The sequence below is a fragment of the Pseudomonas sp. CM27 genome (assembly GCF_013179515.1).
Lineage (GTDB): Bacteria > Pseudomonadota > Gammaproteobacteria > Pseudomonadales > Pseudomonadaceae > Aquipseudomonas.
Genome location: NZ_JABMCN010000009.1, coordinates 1 through 24,444, shown reverse-complemented (window position 1 = coordinate 24,444; position 24,444 = coordinate 1). Strand labels below are relative to the sequence as shown.

Annotated in this window: 14 protein-coding genes and 1 pseudogene; 4 read left to right on the top strand and 11 right to left on the bottom strand. The window is 62.9% G+C overall.

Annotated features, from left to right (window positions below):
- The 7 genes from HP547_RS02420 to HP547_RS02390 all read right to left on the bottom strand — a co-directional run.
- A partial coding sequence (locus HP547_RS02420; protein WP_172285403.1) for an acyl-CoA dehydrogenase family protein occupies positions 1–921 on the bottom strand: 921 nt, incomplete at its 3' end.
- Positions 922–953: 32 nt separating this feature from the next.
- Positions 954–1,748: an enoyl-CoA hydratase/isomerase family protein gene (locus tag HP547_RS02415; protein ID WP_172218838.1), complete on the bottom strand. Its 795-nt coding sequence runs from the start codon at positions 1,746–1,748 to the stop codon at positions 954–956.
- Positions 1,749–2,009: 261 nt separating this feature from the next.
- Positions 2,010–3,416: an amino acid permease gene (locus tag HP547_RS02410; protein WP_172285402.1), complete on the bottom strand. Its 1,407-nt coding sequence runs from the start codon at positions 3,414–3,416 to the stop codon at positions 2,010–2,012.
- A 217-nt stretch (positions 3,417–3,633) separates the two neighbouring features.
- A complete protein-coding gene (locus HP547_RS02405; RefSeq protein WP_172285401.1) occupies positions 3,634–5,886 on the bottom strand; it encodes an ATP-binding protein in 2,253 nt (750 codons plus the stop codon).
- Positions 5,883–6,665, bottom strand: coding sequence for an ABC transporter substrate-binding protein (locus HP547_RS02400; protein ID WP_172285400.1), 783 nt, complete (start codon positions 6,663–6,665; stop codon positions 5,883–5,885). The genes HP547_RS02405 and HP547_RS02400 overlap by 4 nt, the downstream gene beginning before the upstream one ends.
- Positions 6,662–7,378, bottom strand: a complete 717-nt coding sequence (locus tag HP547_RS02395) for a response regulator (RefSeq protein WP_172218854.1) — start codon at positions 7,376–7,378, stop codon at positions 6,662–6,664. Before HP547_RS02395 ends, HP547_RS02400 begins: the two co-directional genes overlap by 4 nt.
- Before the next feature lie 73 nt (positions 7,379–7,451).
- Positions 7,452–8,096 (bottom strand): TetR family transcriptional regulator C-terminal domain-containing protein, encoded by a 645-nt coding sequence (locus tag HP547_RS02390; protein ID WP_172218856.1) that lies wholly within the window; start codon positions 8,094–8,096, stop codon positions 7,452–7,454.
- Between the two features lie 127 nt (positions 8,097–8,223).
- On the opposite strand from HP547_RS02390, the gene HP547_RS02385 reads away from it, so the two are divergent.
- Positions 8,224–8,970, top strand: coding sequence for an enoyl-CoA hydratase (locus HP547_RS02385; RefSeq protein WP_172285399.1), 747 nt, complete (start codon positions 8,224–8,226; stop codon positions 8,968–8,970).
- A 510-nt stretch (positions 8,971–9,480) separates the two neighbouring features.
- On the opposite strand, the gene HP547_RS02380 is transcribed toward HP547_RS02385, so the two are convergent.
- From HP547_RS02380 to HP547_RS02370, 3 genes are read right to left on the bottom strand one after another with little or no spacing between them, the layout of a single operon-like run.
- The gene (locus HP547_RS02380; RefSeq protein ID WP_172285398.1) at positions 9,481–10,536 is read right to left on the bottom strand and encodes a lipocalin-like domain-containing protein; all 1,056 of its coding nucleotides are present in this window, start codon (positions 10,534–10,536) and stop codon (positions 9,481–9,483) included.
- Complete coding sequence (locus HP547_RS02375) at positions 10,526–12,988, bottom strand: FtsX-like permease family protein (protein WP_172285397.1); 2,463 nt, start codon at positions 12,986–12,988, stop codon at positions 10,526–10,528. Before HP547_RS02375 ends, HP547_RS02380 begins: the two co-directional genes overlap by 11 nt.
- Positions 12,988–13,653: an ABC transporter ATP-binding protein gene (locus tag HP547_RS02370; RefSeq protein ID WP_172285396.1), complete on the bottom strand. Its 666-nt coding sequence runs from the start codon at positions 13,651–13,653 to the stop codon at positions 12,988–12,990. Before HP547_RS02370 ends, HP547_RS02375 begins: the two co-directional genes overlap by 1 nt.
- A 242-nt stretch (positions 13,654–13,895) precedes the next feature.
- Between HP547_RS02370 and HP547_RS02365 the strand changes: the two genes are divergently transcribed.
- Positions 13,896–14,963, top strand: a complete 1,068-nt coding sequence (locus HP547_RS02365) for an aromatic ring-hydroxylating dioxygenase subunit alpha (protein WP_172285395.1) — start codon at positions 13,896–13,898, stop codon at positions 14,961–14,963.
- A 12-nt stretch (positions 14,964–14,975) separates the two neighbouring features.
- Positions 14,976–15,287: pseudogene (locus tag HP547_RS02360) on the top strand (oxidoreductase); the annotation flags it as partial.
- Here HP547_RS02360 and HP547_RS02355 read toward each other — a convergent pair.
- Complete coding sequence (locus tag HP547_RS02355; protein ID WP_172285414.1) at positions 15,213–15,926, bottom strand: GntR family transcriptional regulator; 714 nt, start codon at positions 15,924–15,926, stop codon at positions 15,213–15,215. The pseudogene HP547_RS02360 and the gene HP547_RS02355 sit on opposite strands and share 75 nt — an antisense overlap.
- A 433-nt stretch (positions 15,927–16,359) precedes the next feature.
- On the opposite strand from HP547_RS02355, the gene HP547_RS02350 reads away from it, so the two are divergent.
- On the top strand, positions 16,360–24,444 hold an 8,085-nt coding region (locus tag HP547_RS02350; protein ID WP_172285394.1), incomplete at its 3' end, for an RHS repeat-associated core domain-containing protein.

Here is a 24,444-nt window from a genome sequence, read left to right as displayed (position 1 = left end):
CCAGGCAGTGTGCAGGGTAAGCATTTCTGCGGCGCGGATCTGCGTGGCCATGTCGGCGAGCTTGAACGATACGCCCTGGTAGCTGCCGATCGGTTGGCCAAACTGCTTGCGGTCGGCTGCCCATTGCAGCGAAAGGTCCAGGGCACGCTGCGCCTGGCCTACGCAGTTGGCAGCCACCATCACCCGGCCAGCGGTGAGCCAGGCATTGGCCACTTCCCAGCCCTTGCCGACCTCGCCCAGCACTTTGCTGGCCGGTACCCGGCAGTCGTCGAAGAACAGCTCGTAGGTGTGGTAGCCACGGTTGCTTACGCACTTGGGCCCGCGGCGGATGGTCATGCCCGGGGTGCCGCGGTCGACCAGCAACGCCGTCACGGCATTGCGCTTGCGGCCGTTGTGCTCGTAGGTGTCGGTGACCGCGAAGACGATGGCGAAATCGGCGTGGCCGGCGTGGCTGATGAAGTGCTTGCTGCCATTGATGACAAAATCATCGCCCTGGCGCACGGCGCGGGTCTTGATGGCATTGGCGTCGGAGCCGGCACCCGGTTCGGTGAGGGCGAAGCAGTCGGTTTTCTCTCCCTGCACGCACGGCAGCAGGTAGTCGTTGATCTGCTCGTCCTTGCAGGCCATGAGAATTTTCGAAGGCCGCGCGACGAACACGTGCAAAGCCCAGGACACCTTGGACAGCTCGCGCTCGATCAGCGCCTGCGACAGGTAATCCAGGCCGCCACCGCCGACTTCCTCGGGCATGTTGAAGGCATAGAACCCGGCGGCGATGGCCTTGCCGCGGATGTGCGCGGCAAGCTCGGGCGACACGGCATCGGCGCGGTCCACCGCTTCCTCATGGGGCAGCAGCTCTTTGGCAACAAAACTGCGTACCGCTTCCACCAACATTTCTTGTTCTTGGGTCAGTTGGAAATTCATCTGCGAAGGTCCTGGTAGGGTCGGGTATCGGGTTACTGGCCAGTGAAACGTGGTGCGCGGCGTTCCACCGAAGCCTGCAGCGCCTCGGCGCCGTCCTGGCTGCGGCCGCACAGCAGGCCGGCGTGGCGCTCGGCTTCCAGCTGTTCGGCCAGGGTGCGGCGGGCGCCGTCGCGGATCAGCCGTTTGGTCTGGGCGAAGGCGAAGGTCGGGCCGTTGGCCAGGCGCCCGGCCAGTTCGGCGGCCACTGCGGGCAGTTGCTCATCGGCACACACTTCGCTCACCAGCCCGGCGGCCAGGGCCCGTTCAGCGCCCCACAGTTCATCGAGGAACAGCAGGCGCTTGGCCTGCTCGCTGCCGATCAGCCGCGGCAGGTGCCAGCTGGCCCCGGCGTCGGGGCTGTAGCCCATGCTGGTGTAGCCGGCCTTGAACCGCGCCGAGGCGGCGGCTATGCGCAGGTCGCAGCACAGGCTGAGGTCCATGCCCCCGCCCACGGCGGTGCCGTTGATGGCGGCGAGGGTGGGTTTGTCGAGGCTGTGCAGGCGCAACATCACGGCGTGCGCGGTTTCGGTCCAGCCGTAGGTTTCCAGGGTCCCCTGGGCTTCGGCTGCCGCCCATTCGGCGAGGTCGGCGCCAGCGCAGAAGCTGCGGCCGCTGCCGGTCAGCACCACCACCCGCACGGCCGGGTCGGTGTTGCAGGTGTCGAGCAAGGCGTGCAGTTGCTTGAGGGTGGGAATGTCCAGCGCATTGCGCTGCTCGGGGCGGTTGAGGGTGATCCAGGCAACGCCGGCTTCGACCTTGCTCAACAGTGAGGGCGACGGGGTGGTCATGGGGGCCTCGGTGGTGTTGTGATGGTTTTGGGAGGGCTGGCAAGGGAGATACTAAACGAGTGTTCAACAAGCTGGGATGGGGTGTTACAACTTCGTACAAGTCGGGGGTTGGTGTTACAGGGTTGGGGTGGGAGGTGGGTTCAGGTGGTGTTCGCCGCAGCAGTGCAGCGCCTGAGAGAGACCAAGCGCCGCGCGGGCGGCGCTCGATCTCAGAGGCGATAAATATCCAGCGACGGACACTTCCGCCCACACCCCGCAACCTCAAACCCCCGGCGCACTCGGTGCAAAAGCCCCCTGCCGACGCCGGTTGACGACGTAATACGCCGCATAGCACAAGGCAATAAATCCGAAGCCCCAATACAACGAAGGCCGCTGGGTTTCATCCAACGCCAGGAACACGAACAGCGAGCTGCACAGGGTGATGCACAACAGCGGCACCAGTGGATACAGCGGCGCCCGGTATTTCAGGTCGTGCAATTGCCCACCCTCACGCAGATAAGCCTTGCGGAAGCGATACTGCGCCAGGGCAATAACGATCCACGTCACGGTACCGGACATGCCGCTAACCGCCATGAGCACCATGAACAGCGTGTCCGCCGCCACGAAACTGGTCATCAGCGAGATCAATGCGAAGCACAGGGTGATGCTCAACGCCCGCAGCGGCACGCCACGCTTGCTCAGCGGCGCCAGACTCTTAGGCGCCATGCCGGTCTTGGACATGGCCCAGAGGATGCGGGTCGAGGCATACAGCCCAGAGTTACCCACCGAAAGGATGGCAGTGAGAATGACGAAGTTCATCAGGTCGGCGGCGTAAGGTATGCCGACCATATCGAACACCTGCACGAACGGGCTTTCCATCAACCCGGCCTGCTCGTAAGGCACGATGGCCGACAGCACGGCAATCGCCAGCACATAGAAGATCAGCACCCGGAACACCACGTTGCGCACCGCACGCGGGATGCTCTTTTCCGGGTGCTCGGTCTCACCCGCAGCCACACCCATGATTTCGCAGCCCTGAAAGGCGTACACCACGGTCATCATCACCGCGAACACCGCGGACAGGCCGTGGGGGAACAGCGATTCGCCCATCAGGTTGTTCAGCATCGGTGCCGGCGCCCCGCTATTCAGCGGGATGGCGCCGAAGATCACCAGCACGCCAATGACAATGAAACCGAGAATGGTCGCCACCTTGATGCCCGAGAACCAGTACTCGGCCTCACCAAAGGCGCGGGTGGCCAGGGCGTTGAGGCCGAACAGCACGACCACGAACAATGCCGACCAGTACCAGATCGGCACCTCCGGAAACCAGCGCGTCATCAGCATGCCGGCGGCGGTGAATTCCAGGCCCACGGTGGTAGCCCAGCTCATCCAGTACACCCAGCCGATCATGAACCCCGTGGCCGGGCCGATGAACTTGGTGGCGTGGGCCTGGAACGAGCCGGACACCGGCATCTGCACCGACAGTTCGCCCAGGCACACCATCACCAGGTACATCAGCAGGCCCGCCACCAGGTAGGCCAGGATCGCGCCCACCGGGCCGCCCTGGTTGATGGTCACGCCCGAGCCCATGAACAGCCCGGTGCCGATCACCCCGCCCAGCGACAGCATGAAGATATGCCGGCTTTTCAGGGCCCGGGTGAGCTGGATCTTTTCGCTGGAGTCAGTCATGGCGCACCTCGCCATCGCGGCCGGTGCAACGCCACGCGGGGGTGCCGCGTGGGGTGGTATCGAGGAGGGGCTGAGCGCTACGGCATGTCATTATTCTTGTCTCCAATAAGCCTCATGGACCGCGTGCAACACGGTTGCCATGGATTATTGAAAACGGATGTAAGGTGCCGTTGTACGAACGGATCGAAGATGTAAAAAGTCGTAAGTTTTTTGTACGTCAGCGCTGGATCAACTGTTCCAGGGTGATGCGGGCCTGGTCAAGCCGGGTGGCCAGCGGCTCGCCAAGCGCTTGCAGCGCCTGTGCATCATGCTGGCGGGCGGCGTCTTCCAGCCCTCGCAGCAATTGCGCCAACCCGGAAAAGCCCAGCGAATCGCAGCTGCCCGCCAGGCGATGAGCCAGGTGCAGCACTTCGGTAAAGTCCTGGGCCGGCAGCGCCTCGGCCAGCGCCACGGCATGCTGCTCCAGCGACTGGCGCAGCACTTTCAGCAGGCCTTGCAGCTTCTGTTCGCCCAACAGTGAACGGTGGGTGCCCAGCAGTGCCCAGTCCATGTTTGCATCAGCGCCGGCCACTTCAGCAGGCGACGCTTGGGCCAGTGCCTTGCGCAGGTTCTCCAGCCGCAGCGGTTTCGCCAGCACCCCCTGCATGCCAGCGTCCAGGTACTCCGGCACTTGCCCTGGTTGCACGCCGGCCGTCAGCGCCAGGATGCGACTGTGGCGGTTAGGGCCAGGCCTGGCGCGAATCTGCCGGCACAGCTCCACGCCGCTCATGCCGGGCAGGTGCACGTCCAGCAGGATCAGGTCGAAGCGCCGCTGCGCGCAGCTTTGCAGCGCCTGCGCGGCGTCTTCGGCAAAACTGACCCGGTGGCCGTCACGCTGCAGCAACCCGCCAGCCACATCGCGGTTCAGCGCCACGTCCTCGACCACCAGGATCTCCAGGCTTGCCAGCGGCGACGGTGCGCCTGGACTGACCGGCAGGTGCTGCCCGCGGGCCATGTCGAGCTCGAACCAGAAGCGGCTGCCCTGCCCTTGCACGCTGTCCAGGCCAATGCTGCCGCCCAGCTTTTCCACCAGGTGCTTGCACACTGCCAGGCCCAGGCCGGTGCCGCCGTAGCGCCGGGTCACCGCCTCGCTGGCCTGGACGAAGCGGTCGAAGATCCTGGCCTGCACGGCCGGCTCGATGCCGATGCCATCGTCGATGACCGCGATGCGCAAGCGCTGGGAGGTTTCGCTGCTGGCGAGCACCTGCAGCGTGAGCCGCACCTGACCACGCTCGGTGAACTTGATGGCATTGGCCAGCAGGTTGCTCAGCACCTGGCGCAGGTATTGTTCGGCGCCGTGCTGGTATCCGGCCAGTTGCTCATCGATTTCCAATAGCAGCGTGTCAGCGTTTTCCATGGCCATGGGTTCGAGCAGCGCCAGCACTTCCTGGCACAGCTGGCGCAAGGAAAAACCGACCAGCTCGGCGCGGCTCTCGCCCTCCTCCAGCCGGGCGAAATACAGCACTTCGTTGAGAATCGCCAACAGCCCCTCACCGGCCTTGTACAGGGCCTCGACGCGCTGGCGGTCGGCGGCTTCCAGCCGGCCGCCGCGCAGCAGCTCGGCCATGCCGAGGATGCCGTTCAGCGGTGTGCGCAACTCATGGCTCATGGTCGCCAGGAAGCGCGACTTGGCCAGGTTGGCAGCCTCGGCCTCATCCTTGGCCCGGGCCAGGCTGGCCGTGCGCCGTTCGACCATGGCCTGCAGCTCGTCGCGTTTGTCCTGCAGCACCAGGCGATCGCGCTCGCGGCGTTCGATGTCGCTGAGGATAGCGCGGCGCATGTCGTCCAGGGCGTGCGCCACCGTGTCGATTTCATCGACGCGCGCCGAGCGCCTGCGGGCCAGGCGCAGCGGCTCCTGCCACTGGCCGGCGCCGATACGCCGGGCGAACTCGGCCATCACCTGCAGATGGCGGGTGACCAAGCGGTAGAAGAGCCCGGACAGCGCCACCGCCAGACCACAGAGGAACACCCCCATCCATAGCAGGCTGGCCAGGCCGGTGGCGTACAGCCGACGATGCACTGCACCGAGGTCGATGCTGACTTCCAGCTCACCCAGGTGCCTGGCCGGCCCGGAAGGCGGCTGGTAGTCGAGCGGAAAGCGTTCGATGCGCAGCGGGCCTTTGGGCTCGGCCTCACCGCGCAACAGCTGGAAATCGTCACTGACCAGGCGTACCCGCGCCACATCGGAAAAGTCCACCAGGCCGCGCAATTGCACATCCAGCTGCGCCTCGTCCAGGTCCCACAGGCTGCGCTCCAGGCTGGCCAGGTAGCCGGCGCGGATCAACGCCATGCGCGCCTCGATGTCGCGCATCTCGCGACGGTACTCGAAGTACAGCTGCACCGAGCTGGCCAGCACGGTGAAGCACAGGCTGAACAGCAGGATGAACAGCAGCAGGCGGCGCAGCAGGCCATCGGTTCGCAGGCGGATCATCGCGCATCCACCGGCAGCTTGATCATGTCGCGGTAGGTGACTTCGCTCTGCTCCAGCCAACGCTCGATCTCGCCAGCCTGGGTCATGCGCCGCAGTTGCATGTCGATTTCATCCATGTGCCGGCTCAACGGTGATTGCCGCGAGACCGCCACGCGCAGGTAGTCCACGCTCAGGGCCGTGGGCAAGACCCGGATGTCCTGCGCGCCGGGCAGGTGCTCGATGAACAGCTGGCCGGTGCGCCGCTCCTGGATCACGTAGTCGATGCGCCCGCGGATCAGCTTGCCGAAGTTCTGCTGGCTGGACGACACCCGTTCGATGTTCTGGTGGCGGGCGACGAAGCGGTCGAACTCGGCGCCATAGCTCTCGCCGTACAGCAAACCACCGCGGTAGCCGGCCAGGTCTTCCAGTTGCCGGAACTGCACGGGCCGCAGGCGGTTGTAGAACACGGCCACTTCCTCGCGCAGCACCGGCACTGTGGAAAAACGCATGCGCTGGTCACGCTGGTCGCTGTTGTAGGCCAGCACCACGTCCACCCGCCCGGCGGCGGCGTCCATCAGGCAGCGCTTCCAGTTGCCCAGCACCACGGTCTGCACCGGGTAGCCCATGCGTGCGAACAGCTCGCGCACCACCGTCGGCGCCAGGCCACGTACCTGGTGGCCGTCGCTCCAGGAAATTGGCGGGTACACCGGGTAGTCGCAATAGCGCACCGGCTCTGCGGCCCCAGCGGGCGCGGCGAGCAGCGCCAAGGCCAAGGCCAGGGCCCAGGCACGATGGTTCATGCCGCCACGCTGGCGGTGAACAGGTAGCCGGTGCCGTGGATGGTAATGATCAGCTGCGGCTCGGCCGGGTCGTCGTGCAGCTTGCGCCGCAGGCGGCCGACCAGTACGTCGATGGAGCGGTCGTTGGGCACCCATTCGCGGTTGCGGATCTGGTCCATCAGCTGGTCACGGCTGAGGGTGTGACCACTGTTACGCAGGAACACGCTGAGCAACTGGAACTCGCCGTGGGTCAGCAGGGTCTGGCTGCCACGGGCGTCGATAAGGCGCCGACGGTCGGTGTCCAGCGCCCAGTCGGCGAACTGCTTCAGCGACTGCGCGCAGGCCGGCGTCGGCAGCACTTCGCGGGCATGGCGCACGCGGCGGATCAGGTTTTTCGCCCGCGACACCAGCTCACGCGGGTTGAGCGGCTTGATCACGTAGTCGTCGGCGCCGCATTCCAGACCGACGATGCGGTCGATGTCGTCGTTGCGCCCGGTGATGAGGATGATGCCGACCTCCGAGCGCACGCGCAGCTCGCGGGTCAGGGTCAGGCCGTCCTTGCCGGGCAGGCGGATGTCCAGCAGCACCAGGTCGACATCCTGGCTGCCAAGCAGGGCTTCGGCCTTTTCCGCCGTGTCGGCGCAGTGCACGTCATAGCCTTCCTGGGACAGGTAGGCCTGCAGCAAGTCACGAACAAGCGGATCGTCGTCGACGATCAATACTCGAGGCGTCATTGCGTGTTTCTCTTTTTTATTGGTGTTGTGCTACACACTCGCGACAGCAGCGTACTCGCTACTGAACGGGTGATCAACAGCCCTTGGGCAGGCTGAAGCGCAACCGGCCACCGGCCTGCAGGCCATCGACCCAGGCCTCGCAGATGATCACGCCCTGATCGGGGGTGAAGGTGCCGGGGTTGAGCCCCGACTCCAGCCACAGGCCATCGAGCAAGGCACTCAGGCTGATGGCCGCAAGGTCGGCATCGAAGCCTTGCCAGCCCTCCTCCTCGGCCAGCGTGGCCAGCAACCGGCTGAGTTCGTTGCGGTACTCGCCGTAGGAATGGTCGTGCACCTGGTTGATCGCATCGGCGGTCTTCACCGCGCCCCAGAACGCCAGCCACGCATCGAGCAATTGCGGGTCAAGCAGCTCGGCGCAGAACGACGCGCGAAAGAACGCCGACAGCCGCTCGCGGGCATTGGGTGCAGCCTGGGCCATGGCCTCGCGCAGCAGGCCCATCACCCGGCCGGTGACCGCCAGGTAAGCGTCGGCTACCAGCTCGTCCTTGCCCGCATAGTGATGGCTGATCAGCCCTACCGATACCCCGGCTTCGGCGGAGATCTTGCGAATCGACGCGCCCTGGAAGCCATGGCGCTTGAGGCACACCAGGGTCGCTTCGACCAGGTTGGCTTTGCGCAATTCCGGCAGCATGCGGTGGTAGCGGGCTTCCTGGTTCATCGGCGGCTCTCTGGTCGGGGGGTGGGGCCCAAGGCGGGACTGAACGACTGTACAACAAGCCGGACGGCATGATAAACCCTTGTCACCTGCCCCCATGGGCCCGACCACAACAACAAAAGCGGCTGCCATGAACGACCTGATCACACGCGACCTCGACCAGGGCCTGCTGACCCTGGCCTTCAACCGCCCCGACAAGCTCAACGCCTTGAACACCACCATGTACCAGCAACTGGGTGACCTGTTGCTGGCGGCCAGCGAAGACCCGCAGGTGGAGGTCATCCTGATTACCGGCAACCCGCAGTGCTTTACCGCCGGCAACGACCTGCGCGACTTCCTCGACAACCCGCCCAGCGACCTGGACAGCCCGGTGTTCCGCCTGATGCGGGTGGTCATGGGCGTGGACAAGCCGCTGATCGCCGCGGTCAGTGGCGCGGCGATCGGCATTGGTGCGACCTTGCTGCTGCATTGCGACCAGGTGTTGGTGAGCCGGTCGGCCAAGGTGCGCATGCCGTTCGCGCCGTTGGGTGTGTGCCCGGAGTTTGGTTCCAGTCTGTTGCTGCCGCGCTTGCTCGGCCAGGCCCGCGCGGCGCGGCTGCTGCTGGCTAACGAGTTGCTCGACGGCGAGCAGGCGGTCGCCTGGGGGCTGGCCAACGAACTGCACGAGGACGGTGAACAGTGCCTGGCTGCGGCGCGCAAGCTGGCGCGGCAGCTGCAGCGTTACCCGCAAGCTGCGCTGCGGATCAGCAAGCGGTTGTTGAAGGACAGCCAGCGGGCCGAGCTGGAGGCGACGGTGGCGCGGGAAAGCCAGTTGTTTATCGAGTGCCTGCGGACGGAAGAAGCGCGGGCGGTTTTGAGGGGGTTGATCAAGGATTGAAGAAACTCGGGCTGATTTTTGGTTTGTCGCCGGCAAGCCCGCAGGGAGCGCGTCAGGGACTGATAGGTGCTTGTCACAACCCCATCAAGGCTGACAGGTACTTGCCGCAAGATATGCAGCGCCCGTGAGATCGAGCGCCGCCCGCGCGGCGCTTCGCGGGTAAACCCGCTCCCACATTTGTTGCAACGTACCAAACCTGTCAGGCCATGGTTGCCAGCCTTGTCGGCTTGACTGGATTTCTCGGTTGGCCGCACTGCAGCCTCACCAGGCTCAAGCCATGCACCAAGACAGGCAACCCCCTCTTCCACAGGCATGGCCACGTTGCAACAAATGTGGGAGCGGGTTTACCCGCGAAGCGCCGCGCGGGCGGCGCTCGATCTCACGGGCGCTGCATATCTTGCGGCAAGCACCTGTCAGCCTTGATGGGGTTGTTGTGGCGTGCACCTGTCAGCCCTGATGCGATCCCTATGGCCTTACCGACAACGAACCGCAAAATCGCCGAATCCCCCCCTAATACCCGGTCATCTCCAAATACCCCCGCCCACCCCCACTCCCGCTCAAACGCACCGGCCCCTCCCAATACGGAAACCGTGTCTCCATCCAGGCCTGTGGCTCCACTGCATCAACCTTCATATCCACGCCATGCCCCGGCACCCGCACCCGCCATTGCGTCGGCACCTTCTTGCCGTTCTTCTGCCGCGCCCAACCCAGTGCCTGCAGCTGTATCTGCGCCCCCTGCAGCGACACAACCTCGCCGTCCGGGCCAACCCAGGTCCCGGCCCGATACGCTTCACCCTGCGCCTCGCGTACCTGAAACAGCATCAGCTTCGCCCCACTGTCCAGGTGCAACGAAAACCAGTCCCAGCCGGTTTGCCCAGCAGCCAGCGGCTGGCTGCTCCATTCCCGGTCCAGCCACGCCTGACCGGTGACGGCTATGCACTGACCACCACGCTCCACCTCCCCTTGCACACGGTAAAAGGGCTGACTGTAATAGTACGAAGCCTGCCCCTTGCCGGACTTCTCGCTATAGCCCTTGTCACCATGCAACACCAGCGCAAGATCGCTGTGCAGTTGCAAGCGATAGCGAAAACCGGTGCCACCCGCGACCATCTGCAGGTGCTCGATCCCGCCCGAGCCCTGCAGCGACCAATCGTTGATCCACGCCCGAACCGGTTGCGCCTGCACGCCGGCCTGGCCAATCCCGCCCCGCGCCAGCGTTTCAGCAAACTGGTGACCACCCGGGCCGGTCAGCGCCGCGTGCCCCATCCACAGGTTCGGGCTATCCCAGCCGCTGGTCTCCGGGCCAGGCCGCAGGGCCGAACGGAATAAAGTCCACTGCGCGCCCCAGTCACGCCCCTGGGCGTCCTTGAGATTGCTGGTGACATACCACCATTCGATGCGATAGCCATCGTGGGGGCCATGGTCGTGTGGAAATTGCAGCGTACGGCCGCGCGTCACCTGGCTGAACGCCCCCGCCTGCTGCCCAAGCCCGGCATAGCTCTGCGGTGCGGGCTGATCACAGCCGCACAACAACCCGCACAGCACCAGCCACGCATTACGCTTCATCGGCAAAGGGCCTCAACAGTTCACGGGGCTGGCGCCGCGCCAATTGCCACAAGGGCCAGGCGCTGGCCAGCAGGCTGGTCAGCATACCCATCACGGCCAGTTGCAACAGTTGCGCGGGGAACACGTAAAGCGGCAAACGCCAGCCGAACGCCTGCACATTCACTACCGCAACCAGGCACCAAGCCAGCAACAACCCCAGCGGAATCGCCAGCAGCACGGTAAGGCTGCTCAACATGAGCGACTGGCCCAGGCTCAACCAGACCAGATGGGTGCGGCGCACCCCCAGCGCCCATAACGGCGCCAGCTGGCCCAGGCGGGACTGGCCCAGGGTCAGCAGGTTGATGAACAGCGCCACGCCGGCCACGCCAAGCGTGAGGCTGTTGAGGGCGGCCGTGGCGGCAAAAGTGCGGTTGAACACCTCGGTCGACCAGCGTTTCAGGCGCGCTTGCTCCACCACTCGGTTGTCGTCCAGGGCAAAGCGTTGCTGCAGTGCCGCCTTCATGGCCTGACCCTGCAGGGGAAGCAGGTCGACACTGACGCCACTCAGTGTTGCCTCTGGCCAATGGGCTCGCAGCCAGCCTTCGTTGACCAGCACATGGCCTTTGGGGTTGCCATAATCCGCGTAGATACCCACCACAGCCAGGCCCGGCGAGTCGCGGCCAGGCAGCCTCAGGCTATCGCCCAGTTGCACGTTAAGCCGCCTGGCCAGCTGTTCACTGAGCATCACGGCGTGCCCGCTGGCCAATTGCTCCCAGGCCTGCTTGTGCTGCGCCAGCAATGGCCAGCGGCTGCGATAGACGGGGTGATCGACAATGCCCTGAACCTGCACCGGCCAGCTTTGCAGCCTGGTTTCCACACGCCAGCCGGGCAGTACCATACTGACCGCCGCTTGCTGCCCCAGCCACTCGATGATCTGCAAACCCTGGGCAGTGTCGCGAGGGGTCACATACAGGTCGGCCGACAATCGCTGGTCCAGCCAGCCGACAAAGGTCTTGCGAAAGCCCTCGGTCATGCTGCCCACGCCGACACTGGCAGCCAGCGCCAGCAACAGCGCCATCAGTGCCAGGCTCAATGCCGGCAGTTGCTGGCGGCTGTCGGCGACGAACCATTGCGACAATGGCCGCCGACAACAGCGCGACAACCCGCCTAGCAGCCGATCGAGCAAGACCGGCAGCAACAGCGCCGCCGCCAGCAGCAAACCTGCCAACATGCCGAACGCGCTGGGCAGGCTGTCGCCCAGCATGCCGCAAGCCAAGGCCAACAGCAGCAACACGCCCGCCAGCATGGCCTGACGTTGCAACCAGGGCCCCTGCGCCAATCGCCACGCCTGGGGTTGCGCCAGCGCCAGCAACGGCAAGCGTGCTGCCCGCAACACGCTGCCCAGTCCCGCCAGCAACGCGCCCAGCACACTCACCAGCACACCGGCCAGCCACCAGCCTGCGGGCAGGCTCAGCGTGCCAGCGACTTGTGCGCCATAAAGGCCGCGCAAGCTGGCGGCCACATCGGGCAGCAACCACGCGGCCAGCCCATAGCCGCTGGCAACCCCGGCCAATCCACCCAGCAGCGCGAACAGGCCCAGCTCCAGCAGCAGGGCACACAGCAGCACCTTCAGGCTGACGCCACAGGCGCGCAGGTTACGGATCAGCCCGCGCCGCTGCTCCAGGGCCAAGCCAATCGCGGCATGGGTGATGAACAGACCGACGATGAATGCCAGCAAGCCGAGTGCGGTCAGGTTGAGGTGAAAACTGTCGGTCAGGCGCTGCAACCCGCCGTCGTCCTGCCGAGGTTGCAGCTCGAGCAACGGCGCGATATTCGCAGGGAGTGCCCCGGGTGCATCAGCCACCAGCAATCGGGACAATTGCCCAGGTGCGTGCAGCAGTGCCTGGGCGTGGCCGATATCGACCACGATCACCCCTGGCGCCAACGCTGGCTGCAAGCGCAAAGGTGGAAGCCGCTGCCCTTCGCTGTCGACTGCCGGATCGCCAGGTTTTGCATTCATTTGACGCAAGGTGTCCGGCCCGACCCAGGCTTGCCCGGGCGAGCCGATAAAGGCTTGCAGATCGAATGCCTGCGGCTGCACCCCAGCGATGCTGCTGGACGGCGGCAGGCTGAGTGGTTCGATGCCGATCAGCTGCACGTTGCGCGTCGGTTCGCCCGGCAGGCGCAAGCGCCCTTCCAGCACCGGCGACACCGTCCAGCCCAGCCTGCGCAGCTGCACATACAGCGCCTGGTCGAAGCGCTCGCCATTGCGCGGCAGCACTTGCGCCTGCAACGGCCCGGCCAACACTGCGCTGGCCCGGGCATAATCGCTGCGTGCCTGGCTGTTCAGCGCCTGCACTCCGGTCCACAGCGCCGTGGCCAGCCACAGCCCGGTAAAGATGCTGAAAAACTGCACCCGATGGCGCCGCCAGTGGCTGAGCAACGCCAACAATGCCAGCGACAAAAGCCTCATCAGCGCTGCTCGGCCCGCACGCGCCCGGCCTGCAGGTAACAACGCCGCTGCAACCGCGCCGCCAGCCGCGGGCTATGGGTAACCATCAGCACACCGCTGCCGGCTTCCGCGACCAGTTGCAGCAGCAGGTTCAGCACCTCATCGCTGCTGGCTTCATCCAGGCTACCGGTGGGTTCGTCAGCCAGCAGCCAGGCCGGGCGCCCGGCCAAGGCGCGGCCGATGGCGACCCGTTGCTGCTGGCCGCCGGAGAGTTGCTCCGGGTAACGCGAAAGCAGGTCCGCCAAGCCCAAGCGTTGGGCAAGATACTCAACCCAGTCGGGGTCGTGCCGCTCGGCCAGCCTGGCCTGAAAGGCAAGGTTGGCGCCCACATCCAGGCTACTGATCAGGTTGTACTGCTGGAACACCAAGCCAATCCCCTCCCGTCGCCACTGCGCGAGCGAGGCCTCGGAACGGCTGTCGAGCGGGACGTCGTCGATCAGGATGCGGCCACTGTCGGCACGGTCCAGGCCGGCCACCAGGTGCAACAAGGTGCTCTTGCCACTGCCAGACTCGCCCATCAGCGCCAGGCTGCTGCCGCGGGCCAGGCGCAAGTCGACACCTTGCAGCACCGGGAGCGGGCCTTGGGGGGTGGGGAAGGATTTGTGGAGGTTTTCGATGACCAGCATCGAGGGGCCTTGGTGGAATGCATGTCTTGTTAGGAATAGCAGGTTTGGAGCAACACGGGCGCCCTGTGAGAGCGGCAGCGGAACAATCGTGGGTGGAAATACAGGCAACCTATAATGGATCCACAAATAATTCGATAATCGCCCAAAAGGCGATTGAATCCCTGAATTATAGGTTGACCATCGGTGCAGCGGACCGCTCTAATGGATCCATTAAATAAAAACAAAACCCCGGAGAGCCTCCCATGTACCCCAAAAACACCTGGTACGTCGCCTGCACCCCCGAAGAAATCGCCAGCAAGCCGCTGGGCCGGCAGATCTGCGGCGAAAAGATCGTGTTCTACCGCAGCCACGAGAACCGAGTAGCCGCCGTGGAGGACTTCTGCCCGCACCGTGGCGCGCCGTTGTCGCTCGGTTATGTGGAGGACGGCAACCTGGTATGTGGCTACCACGGCCTGGTCATGGGCTGCGACGGCAAGACCGTGTCGATGCCAGGCCAGCGGGTCCGGGGCTTCCCTTGCAACAAGACCTTCGCTGCAGTCGAGCGTTATGGCTTCATCTGGGTCTGGCCCGGCGACCAGGCGCAGGCCGACCCGGCGCTGATTCCGCACCTTGAATGGGCGATGAATGATGAATGGGCCTACGGCGGCGGCCTGTTCCACATCGGCTGCGACTATCGCCTGATGATCGACAACCTGATGGACCTGACCCACGAAACCTACGTGCACGCCTCCAGCATCGGCCAGAAGGAAATAGACGAAGCACCGCCGGTAACCACCGTCAGCGGCGACGAAGTGGTCACTGCTCGGCATATGGAAAACATCATGGCCCCGCCCTTCTGGCGCATGGCCCTGCGCGGCAACGGCCTGGCCGACGATGTGCCGGTGGACCGCTGGCAGATCTGCCGCTTCACCCCGCCCAGCCATGTGCTGATCGAAGTCGGCGTGGCGCACGCCGGCAAAGGGGGCTACCACGCCGAGGCCCAGCACAAGGCCTCGAGCATCGTGGTCGACTTCATTACCCCCGAGAGCGATACCTCGATCTGGTACTTCTGGGGCATGGCGCGCAACTTTGCCGCGCATGACCAGGCTTTGACCGACAACATTCGCGAGGGCCAGGGCAAGATCTTCAGCGAAGACCTGGAAATGCTCGAGCGCCAGCAACAGAACCTGCTGGCCAATCCCCAGCGCAACCTGCTGAAGCTGAACATCGATGCCGGCGGCGTGCAGTCGCGCAAGGTGCTGGAGCGGATCATCGCCAAGGAAGGTGCGCCACAACCACAACTGATCGCCACCAGCGCAACCCCTGCCTGAGGATTCGCCAACATGATCGATGCCGTAGTGGTATCCCGTAACGATGAAGCGCTGGGCATTTGCAGCTTCGAACTGGCGGCGGCAGATGGCAGCCTGCTGCCGGCATTCACTGCCGGCGCGCATATCGATGTGCACCTGCCTGGTGGGCTGGTGCGCCAGTACTCCCTGTGCAATCACCCCGAAGAGCGCCACCGTTATCTGATCGGCGTGCTCAAAAACGCCGTTGCTGGTGCTGGATATCTGAACCGCTCAGGACGAGGGCAGGATCACTTTCATGCCCGCGTCCGCCGCTCCCCCGCCGAAGGTTTCGGCATAGCGCAAGGTGGCATTGGCGTGCTCGCGCATGATCGCTTCGGCGCGGGCACCCTGGCCGTTGGCCAAGGCATCGAACACCGCATGGTGCTGCATGTGGGCAAAATTGAAGCGCCGGTATTCACGGGCCAGGTCATGGCGGTCCACGGCCAGCGCGGTGACCGAGGCGAACGGCAGGTGGTCGTTGCGCGCCAGGGCATCGGCGATGGCCGGGTTGTGGCTGGCCGCGACGATCACTTGGTGAAAACGCATGTTGAGGTCGTGGTAGGCCTGCAGGTCTTCTTCGGTCACAAAGCCTTTGTCGAACAGCTGGTCGCCATCCACCAGGCACTGTTGCAGTGCCGCGCGCGCTTGCACTGACAGCCCGCGTTCTGCCGCCTGGCGGGCAGCCAGACCCTCCAGTACGCCACGCACCTCCACCGCACCGGCGATGTCATCGGCGCTGACCGAACGCACCTGAAAGCCCCGGCCGCCAAAGCGCACCAGCAGGCCTTCCTGCTCGAGGGTACGAAACGCCATGCGCACCGGCATGCGCGAGACGCCGAACAGTTCGGCGGTGGGCACTTCCATCAGGCGCTCGCCAGCCGCCAGCTCGCCCGAGGCGATCATTTTGCGCAGTGCCACCAGCACCATTTGACCGGGTTTGCTCATCCAGGCAGCTTCCAGAGACATGAGCGGGCATCTTAGCGCAAGCCGGGGTGGTTGCCTTGCAGAAATAGCGTCAAGTCGACGGCCCTGCAGGAGCAGGCTCTTCGCAGCACAAGGCTGCTCCTACAGAAGGTACGCACTTGCCACAAGCACTCGTCGGCGTTGCTGAAGTTGCCGATGCGCGCCTGGACATCTCGGCACCGGGAGCGGGCCTTGGGGGGTGGGGAAGGATTTGTGCAGGTGTTCGATGACCAGCATCGAGGGGCCTGGGTGGGATGCGTGTCCTCTTAGGAATAGCAGGTTTGGAGAAATACGGACTACCTGGGGACCTGGCATTTTTGCCAGGTGACAAAGTTTCCAGCTGCCCAGAGACTGGCACTAGCCCAATCAAACCACGCCACGCAATTGAGTCAGCCGCGAATTTCTGGAGCGCAAAATGAGCCATTTCTCAGGAATAACAGTTCAAGGGTACAACAGAAGCATTATTGAAAAGGCCGGATTGAAAGCAGGACAGAAAATCAAGGTCAACAATAACAGTGCCTGGCTGATAAGCATCCACGACAACTACATTGAAGTTGACTATAGTCGCCAGGACGGTTCGCTGTCAGTTGTAATATATTATGAGAGCCGTGACGAATTTAAGCTCATCGAATCCATCGAGGGGGTCGAGAAGGAAACAATTGCATTAACCAGCCAAAACAAGGCATATTACGACGCTCTCGAAGAAACACTCGACAACGCATTTGACATACTCATCAGCCAAGGCGCACGTGAGCTGCACGCAGAAGAAATACCGCCATTCCCGCTTGCACCATCACTGGTAATGATTGAGCTCACGGATGGTCGCGGCTTCTTCGGTCCATATTCCAGCAGGGATGGGAGTCAACCCAAGCACCCCTGCGGGATCATATGTGCCGTTGAGAGCTCTGAGCTAATGAAGCACTCCGACAAACTGGTGGTCTCAAGGAGCACTGTGCTGGATGAAGTTCTGTGTTACCTGAACACCGTGCTCCGACGAAGCGCCCCCTTGGAACCCACCTGCTGGACGAATTATTTTACACAACCGTCACAGCTAAACTCAGGGTATATATCCAAGGATGCAATTCGCACCATTTATGACCTCACAGGGCTTGACATTGTAAAAGCCGCGATTGAAAAAACCGACAGCCTGGCCAGTATCACGAAGAAGTTGGTTAACCATAATGCCCAGCGCATGGGAATTGACGCTATAGCAGATGCAGCAACCATCCCCACCGACCTTGTAATTATTGAGTTCAACAAGCCAATTTCCAGGAATAATAAGAACACCCTTGGATACGGCCTGATCTCAAATGACCAGTTTGGCAGTCTGACCATCACTTGCCCTGAGCAAACTCAGAATGACTTCAAAATCCTGAAAGAAAATTTCGACTTTTTACCAGACCTTTCCCCGCTGGGAAATTCCAGTTTGTACGACAACTCTATCAAAGCCATTTACACCACATCCGAGATGCTGGCCGAGCAACCTGTAGCCCTTCAGTTGCAATCGCCATCAACCCCGTACCTGATCTCCAACCAGCCCGACGGGGCCCTTCCCGACATGACCGACTTCTCGCTCGAACGGGTGGGCAGCATCGACGGCGGCTGGAACACCAGCAGCACAATCAAGGCAGGCCGAGCCCTGGCCGAAGGGGAGGTATTGAGCGCCTTCCTCATCGATCGACTGGATGGCGATATCCGCAGGCTCGATTATCCTGCGCAGAAGGGCCAACTCACTGCCACGTCATGGCCAAAAGCCTTTGCCGATCATCTGGCGGCTGCGGGTGAGCCCATCTGCGCCGGAGTCTGGCAAGCTCACAACACCTTTTCCACCACTGCCGAAACCCTCAGGCTGTGGAGCCCCACCCGCTATCGCACGTTCAGCAACGCGCCGTTTGCCGCCAACATCGTCCAGGCTCTGGCCTGTGACGAATCCTTCAGCCCTGTGGCGGACGAAACACTGTGCCTGCAAGTGCGCGACCTCACCTCCCAGGCGCTGTACGAACACCATTTCTTCACCCCCGCGGCGACGCAAGCCGGCACGCAGTGGGCCAAGGCACTGTGCGAGCAGATCAACCGTGACAGCCACGTGCTGCGTGCAGGCGTCCTCGATGGCAGCACCGTCACCCCTGCCGACAAAGACAATGCCTTCTGGGTGCCGCAGTGCGCCGAGCTGTCCGTGACCCTTACCCAGGTGAATTGGTGGCAAAGCCAGGCTGTAGAGGGTGAACATGCACTCGAAGCAGGGCACACGTTGCAGGCGTGGGTCTACGATGCGTTTTCCCATCGTTTGCTCGCACATCATGAGTGGGTGCCAGGCAAGGCTCAGCGCGCCGCAGGCAAATGGCTGGGCGCCTGGGCCACGGCCCTGAACGCCTCGCCGGTATCGCCCTACCTTCGAGCGGCCACGCACAACCCACAGGCTGGGCCGGCCGATGCGAGCAACGACCTGCACCTGTGGCAACGCGGTGATGCGCTGCGTATTTTCACCACACTGCCCGGCGCAGCCAATTACCTGCCGGGGGCTACTCTGCAATCGGCCTGGAGAGCCGACACCGGGCATGCGGTGCTGGCCACAGTGCGGCACCCTTTCAGCCGCAAGTTGCTGCATCGCGCACTGTTCAAACCTCAGGATGCCGAAACGGTCAGTGACCGGGATAGCTGGTTACAGGCCTTGGCCGAATTCCTCAAGGCACAGGCCTGGCCGGAAGTGCAGGTCGGGGCAGGCGCCGAACCGCTGTCCGTGCTGCGCTTCAGCGAGTTGCAGGTGCTGCTGGAAAACGTCGGCGATGGCGAGGCCTGGCGCGATGACGACTACGGCAAGTACTTGCTCGAGACTGACGACTTGCCTAGTGGCAAGCCGGCTGAACAAGCCCGTTTTACAGTGACCCCAGGTACTGCCAGCGTTCAGGTCGATGTGCAGTCGTTGAACGGGGAGCTGGAGTTCCGCCTGGACAATGTCGCGTACAACAACGGTTATCGGGTCACCGCCTGCGTACCACGCGCCGGGGAGCACCGGCAGTGGCCGGTCAGTGTGACCGACACCAGCATCACCTGGGCAGGGCCGATCGATAATGGCGTCTACGACCTGTACTTCACCTATCCGGGAGACGCTCGCGATGCTAAAGAACTCACTGTGGGTCATATAGGCGGTTTCAACTCGAACCGCTTCTGGCACGACGTGCAGGCCGTCAAATTCACCCCGCCTGCGCCGCTGAAAAAGTATACCGAGATCAGCTTCCTGTGCGAGGACTTCGGCAACACCAGTCACTCCGAACTGTTCGACACCAGCGGCCACGACCGCACGGGCGTGGATGAGCGCAGCGGCCTGTTCCATGCCCATTACCCGATCGCGACCCTGCAAGGCCTGCGTGGGCTGGGCCCGGTGTGCGACCTGACCTTGCACTACTCGGCGCTGCGCGGCAACGAAGCGGGCCTGGGCGATGGCTGGGCCTGGCGCTTCTCCAGCATTATTACCAGCGCCATCGAGAAAAACGACCACCGCCGGCTCACTCTCGCCGATAGCACCCAGGTCATGCTGAGCGACGACGAGTGGACCCGGCTGGGCGCAGGCGAATCCATCAAGACCAAGGCCTGCCGGGTGAGCTGCAACAAGGATTACAGCCGGTTCACCCTTGAGTTTCCCAGTGGCCGCCAGGAGATCCTGAGTAAACCGGCTGCGCCCGGTAGTGACACGGTTGAACCGAACGACGAGTTTCGCCGGGCCGTGCTCGAGTACTTGCAGGCGATCAAGTCCGGCAGCGCGCCGGACCCACTGCTGATTCCTGAACACTGGACGCAGTGGGCGCTGCTGGTGATTTCCCCCTATGGGTATCTTGTCGGGGGGATCATCGATTACAAAGAAGCCCGCAATGCCTGGAGAAAGCATTCCAACACCAAGGAACTGGACAGGCGTATCGCGCTGTTTCAGCGGCCGTTCGTGCAGCTATTGCCTTCACGCATCATCTCGCAGTTCGGCGAAGCGCTGGATCTACAGTGGAAGCGCCAGAACGGTCAATTCCTGCTGATGAGCATCAAGAGCGGCGAAGCCGAGCTGTTCAGCGCGCAATATGTCAACCCTGAGCTCAAGGCCGAGAGCCGGGTAAACATGCACCTGTGGCATGGCACCGGCGATGCGTTCGAGGTCGAACTTACCCTTAAGCAGTACTTGCTGAGCACACTCAAGCGCGTGCAGAAGGGCATCGTTGTGCAGCAGGTGGATTGCGGCTACGACGATGATCCGACCTTGGACAGGGTATTGTGCCGCCTGCAGGAGCAGGACGGTTCTCTCGAATGCGTCCAGTACGTCAAGGAAAGTGCCTCGTTGAACCGACCGTACGCCCTGCCTCGGGTGGCGCTGCACGCACTGCTGCCAGGATGCGGGCAGCAGAATCATATTGACCGCTACAGCTACACGGGCAGCTATCAGTTCAGCGAAGACGCGGTGTTCATCGCAGCCGTGGAAAGCGGTATTCATGCCGCCATCGCGCACGACCTGCACGCTTTCGGGCTGGACCACAAGGGCATGCGCACAGTGCTGCTGCGAGGCTCAGGCTCCTCAGAGGACCATTGGCTTGAGTTCTATCTGGAACATGGGCAGGCCACGACCACCTTCCGCTATACAGGCTGGGGGGATGAGCTGGCCGAGATCACCAGGAGCATAATCGTCAAGCAGGACGGGGCCTCGGTAAAAGTCACCGCAAATGCCCCGGCGACAGACCGCCGGCTGGCCGTATTGCAAAGGTTCTGGCGGCAAGATACCAAGAGGCGGAAGCAGCTGTCCCGAGCGATCATGAACATGCTCAGCCTGTCGCCAAAAACAAAGCGCGAACAGTTGGGCAAGACGGTGGACGCCACCACGATCGTGAATGACGCCCAAGGCAACCCCCTGCGCCTGTATACCAACGGTTCGCATTCGATTCATTACTGCTATTACCACGGTGATCAGACGCATAACCAGATCACGTTTGGCAATGTGCAAGCGCTTGGCGCAGTACCGACGCTGGAGTGCCCCTTCGTGCCGGCATACACCAGTGCGCCGCTGATGGCGGAGTACCAGTGTGACGACTATGGCAACCCTCAGGGCCTGAAGCTCTACGGCTATCGAAAAGTCACCCGCGCCGACCGAGACTACCTGGAACTGGCCGAAATGGTGATGGTGGATAACATCCGCGGCACGCTGACCAACGACACCCTCGACAAGGACACCACCTGGGAGCTGACCGGCCAGGAAGCGCTGTGGCACCAGATCAGCACCAGCACTGCAGTTCCCGCCAGCAAGAAAACCCCCAGCGGGCAAAGCGAGGTTCAGGAATGGTCGATTACCAGCCGGCAGACGACGCATCGTGACGACCAGAGTATTACGCTGACCACTGTGCAGAAATTTATCGACAACCCCACCCAACCCGGTATCCAGGTGATCGTCAGTGCAACGACGCCTGCGGGCAGTGCCCAGGTCAGTAAGGAAGTCCGTTCGCGCTACAGTAGGCGCGCCCTGCAAAGGGTCGAGAATGGCGTCGAGACACACTGGGAGGAGCGCGATGCCTTGGGCCGGGTAACCAGAGAAACCCGCTACAAGCTGGCACCCGATAGCACCGGCAAGACAGCCAGGCAGGCGGCTGACGAACGCATCGAATCGGTCTACACCGACAGCAAAGTCAGCAGTACAACGGTACAACGCACCTTCAAGGATGGCAGCCAGAGCCTCTCGTGCCTGGATGGCCTGCAACGCGCCTGGCGCACCTCGTGGCGCAGAGCAGATACTGACAGCTATGTACCCCTGGAGGAACACTGCTTCTCAGACCTGGATGAATCGTCGGTATTGGGCAGTTGGGCGTGGGATTACCTGCCGGGTGGCCAGGCTGTGCGCAAAGACACACCTTTACGTGGGGCGCTGGGTAGTCAACCCTGGCTGGCCCAGGAAACGCGGGCGGTGACAGATGAGCCGGCTGCTGTTGAAGCGGACACGCTTATCGCCACGTACGACGATGCCAAAGGGAGCTCTACGGGCGTCGAAATATTTGCTCATCGTATAGTTGAAAAACTCATATGCATTGACACTGAAAATCCACTTTTGCATACCCGTCCAACGTTTCCGGTCAACGGGTACAACTATACGGTCAATACCATACGAGGCACGTACGAGGACATTATCTTAATAGCAAAAGAACACGAAGTAACGATAGTTGACCACTTTGAGCTAATCAAACACATCCAACACCTTGCCGGACTTACCGACCTGAGCGGGATCGAGGATGCACACAACTGGCTTCAAGATCCTGATACCTCAAGAGATCCTGATACCTCAAGAGATCCTGAACACGTCTCAGACAGCCTGTCGAACTTCGAAGTTTCCAGCGATTATTTTGACATCTTAAACTTGTTCGATTTAGCCACCACCGATGACAACGAAAAACTAAAGACGCATGCGAAATCTTTTTATCAAAATAACCTACCAACCGACAATTTCTGGGCTACCGCTGATTCGGCCGTACAACTAACCGAACAGCAAGGCCTGGGCGCCCGGTGCCTGTCGAGGCGTACCAGCACCACCACTGCAAAAACCGACGGCACCTTCCAACGCTCGGTGCAATGGGCGGACCACCCCGGCACGCAGCACCTGCGCCTCGATCAGCGGTACGACCCCGCCGGCAATGTCATCAGCCACACCCGCACCTTGGGCGAGCAGGCGCTGAACTACACGCTCGAACGCGATGTTCTCGGTAGGGTCACCAAGGTAACCCAACCCGATAACACGACCATCGAGCGCACTTACCACGGCTTCAGCAACCAGGTTTGCACGCTGACCGTGGACGGTAAGGTGGTCGCGAGTCAGGCGCTGAACGAACACGGCAAGCTCACCACACGCACGGTAGGCAGCCGCGAATACCGGTTTGCCGACCAGACCGTGACCTTGCCCGACAAGACCCGGTTGCAGAGGCTTCAGACTGCCAGCAGCGCGCGCTTTGCGGCAGATGACAACGCCCTGTACCGCGAGACAAACTATAACGGATCGACCGTGCTGAGCAGCGCGCCTGGCCCACTGTCCGGTTCAGGCTGGCAACAGCTGATCGCCAGCGCGCAGGTGCCCGGGTGCCGGCGAACCACTGAAAAAACACCGCGAGGTACTGTCAGGCGTGCCGAATGGCAGAGCCTGCGGGGGCAAAACCTTGCAGCGCGACGCGCTGACGGCCGCACGCGGCGGGTGTTCCTCGACAGCCAGGGACGGCTGTTGCGCACCTGCCAGGAGCACGAGGACGTGTTGTACCGCTACGACGAGCTTGATCGCCTGCAGGCGCGCCGGGTGCACGCGCTGACTGGCGCCGGGCAATGGCAGGTGCACAGCGAACATGACGGCTTCAACCGGGAAACCGCGCGCACCTTCCTGCGCAACGGAGCACCCTGCTTCAGCCAGCACATGACCTGGCGTGGCGACGGTCGCCTGGCCAGCAAGGCCAGCTGGCAGGACGGCGAATTGCTGCGCACTGAACACTTCACCTATGACCCGCTCGACCGCCTGGCAAGCTATGCCTGTGACACCTCGCATGCGGCACTCTGCCCGCAGGATGCCAACGGCACACCGGTCAAGGCCCAGACGTTCAGCTGGGACAGCCTGGACAATATGACCCGTTGCACCAGTACCCCATTCGAAGGCGATGCGGTGACGGAAACGTTCGACTATGCAATGGCCTCTGACCCTACGCGCCTGACCTCGGTGAAAACCGGCAAGCAGACAACGGCCCTGACCTGGAACAGCAATGGCCAACTGCGCAAGGTCGGCCAGCAACGCACACTGGACTACAACGCCGCCGGCCAGCTCAACAGTGTCAAGGACAGTACCGGCGCCCTGCTCACCCGCTATGAATACGACGGCCTGCAACGTCTGGGGGCGCAATATGACCAGCAGCACCAGACCACCCATGAACTGCGCTACGACGGCGATGAACTGATCGGCCAGGTGTGTTTCGACCAGGCTGGCAAGCCCACCCGACACACCAGCATCTCTCCGGGGCTGGCGCAGTATGACGGCAACCAGGTGCGCTGGCTGATCGACGACCCCCAATCGGGGATCGTCGGCCAGGTCTGCGACGCCAACCTGCAACTCGCCCCGCTGCTACCCTTCGGCGAAGGCGCGGCACTGGAGGACGTGGTCAGCGGCTACAACGGCATGCGCCGCGACCCGGTGATGGACCAGTATCATGCAGGCCATGGTTACCGCTGCTACGTCCCGGCCCTGCGTCGTTATGCCCAACCTGACTGGCTTAGCCCATTCGGCGAAGGGGGTGTCAACGACTATGCCCACTGCCCGGACCCGGTCAACCTGCATGATCCCAGCGGCGCGATCATGATCAGCCGCGAGGAACAGAAACAGACCTTGCGCAGCTATAAAGAGGTCCTGCGTGAGACCAAGCCCATGCAGGTCGGTGGACGCTGGCGTGGCCTGGCGCTTTCGGCCACGCTGACAATATTGGGTATCGTCGCTTCGGTGATGACCGGTGGCGCC

Excerpts from the sequence above, each read along its gene's own strand:
- HP547_RS02415 (WP_172218838.1), bottom strand. The coding sequence starts at position 1,748 with ATGACCACCCCGTCGCCCTCACTGTTGAGCAAGGTCGAAGCCGGCGTT.
- HP547_RS02410 (WP_172285402.1), bottom strand. The coding sequence starts at position 3,416 with ATGACTGACTCCAGCGAAAAGATCCAGCTCACCCGGGCCCTGAAAAGC.
- HP547_RS02405 (WP_172285401.1), bottom strand. The coding sequence starts at position 5,886 with ATGATCCGCCTGCGAACCGATGGCCTGCTGCGCCGCCTGCTGCTGTTC.
- HP547_RS02400 (WP_172285400.1), bottom strand. The coding sequence starts at position 6,665 with ATGAACCATCGTGCCTGGGCCCTGGCCTTGGCCTTGGCGCTGCTCGCC.
- HP547_RS02395 (WP_172218854.1), bottom strand. The coding sequence starts at position 7,378 with ATGACGCCTCGAGTATTGATCGTCGACGACGATCCGCTTGTTCGTGAC.
- HP547_RS02390 (WP_172218856.1), bottom strand. The coding sequence starts at position 8,096 with ATGAACCAGGAAGCCCGCTACCACCGCATGCTGCCGGAATTGCGCAAA.
- HP547_RS02385 (WP_172285399.1), top strand. The coding sequence starts at position 8,224 with ATGAACGACCTGATCACACGCGACCTCGACCAGGGCCTGCTGACCCTG.
- HP547_RS02380 (WP_172285398.1), bottom strand. The coding sequence starts at position 10,536 with ATGAAGCGTAATGCGTGGCTGGTGCTGTGCGGGTTGTTGTGCGGCTGT.
- HP547_RS02375 (WP_172285397.1), bottom strand. The coding sequence starts at position 12,988 with ATGAGGCTTTTGTCGCTGGCATTGTTGGCGTTGCTCAGCCACTGGCGG.
- HP547_RS02370 (WP_172285396.1), bottom strand. The coding sequence starts at position 13,653 with ATGCTGGTCATCGAAAACCTCCACAAATCCTTCCCCACCCCCCAAGGC.
- HP547_RS02365 (WP_172285395.1), top strand. The coding sequence starts at position 13,896 with ATGTACCCCAAAAACACCTGGTACGTCGCCTGCACCCCCGAAGAAATC.
- HP547_RS02355 (WP_172285414.1), bottom strand. The coding sequence starts at position 15,926 with ATGAGCAAACCCGGTCAAATGGTGCTGGTGGCACTGCGCAAAATGATC.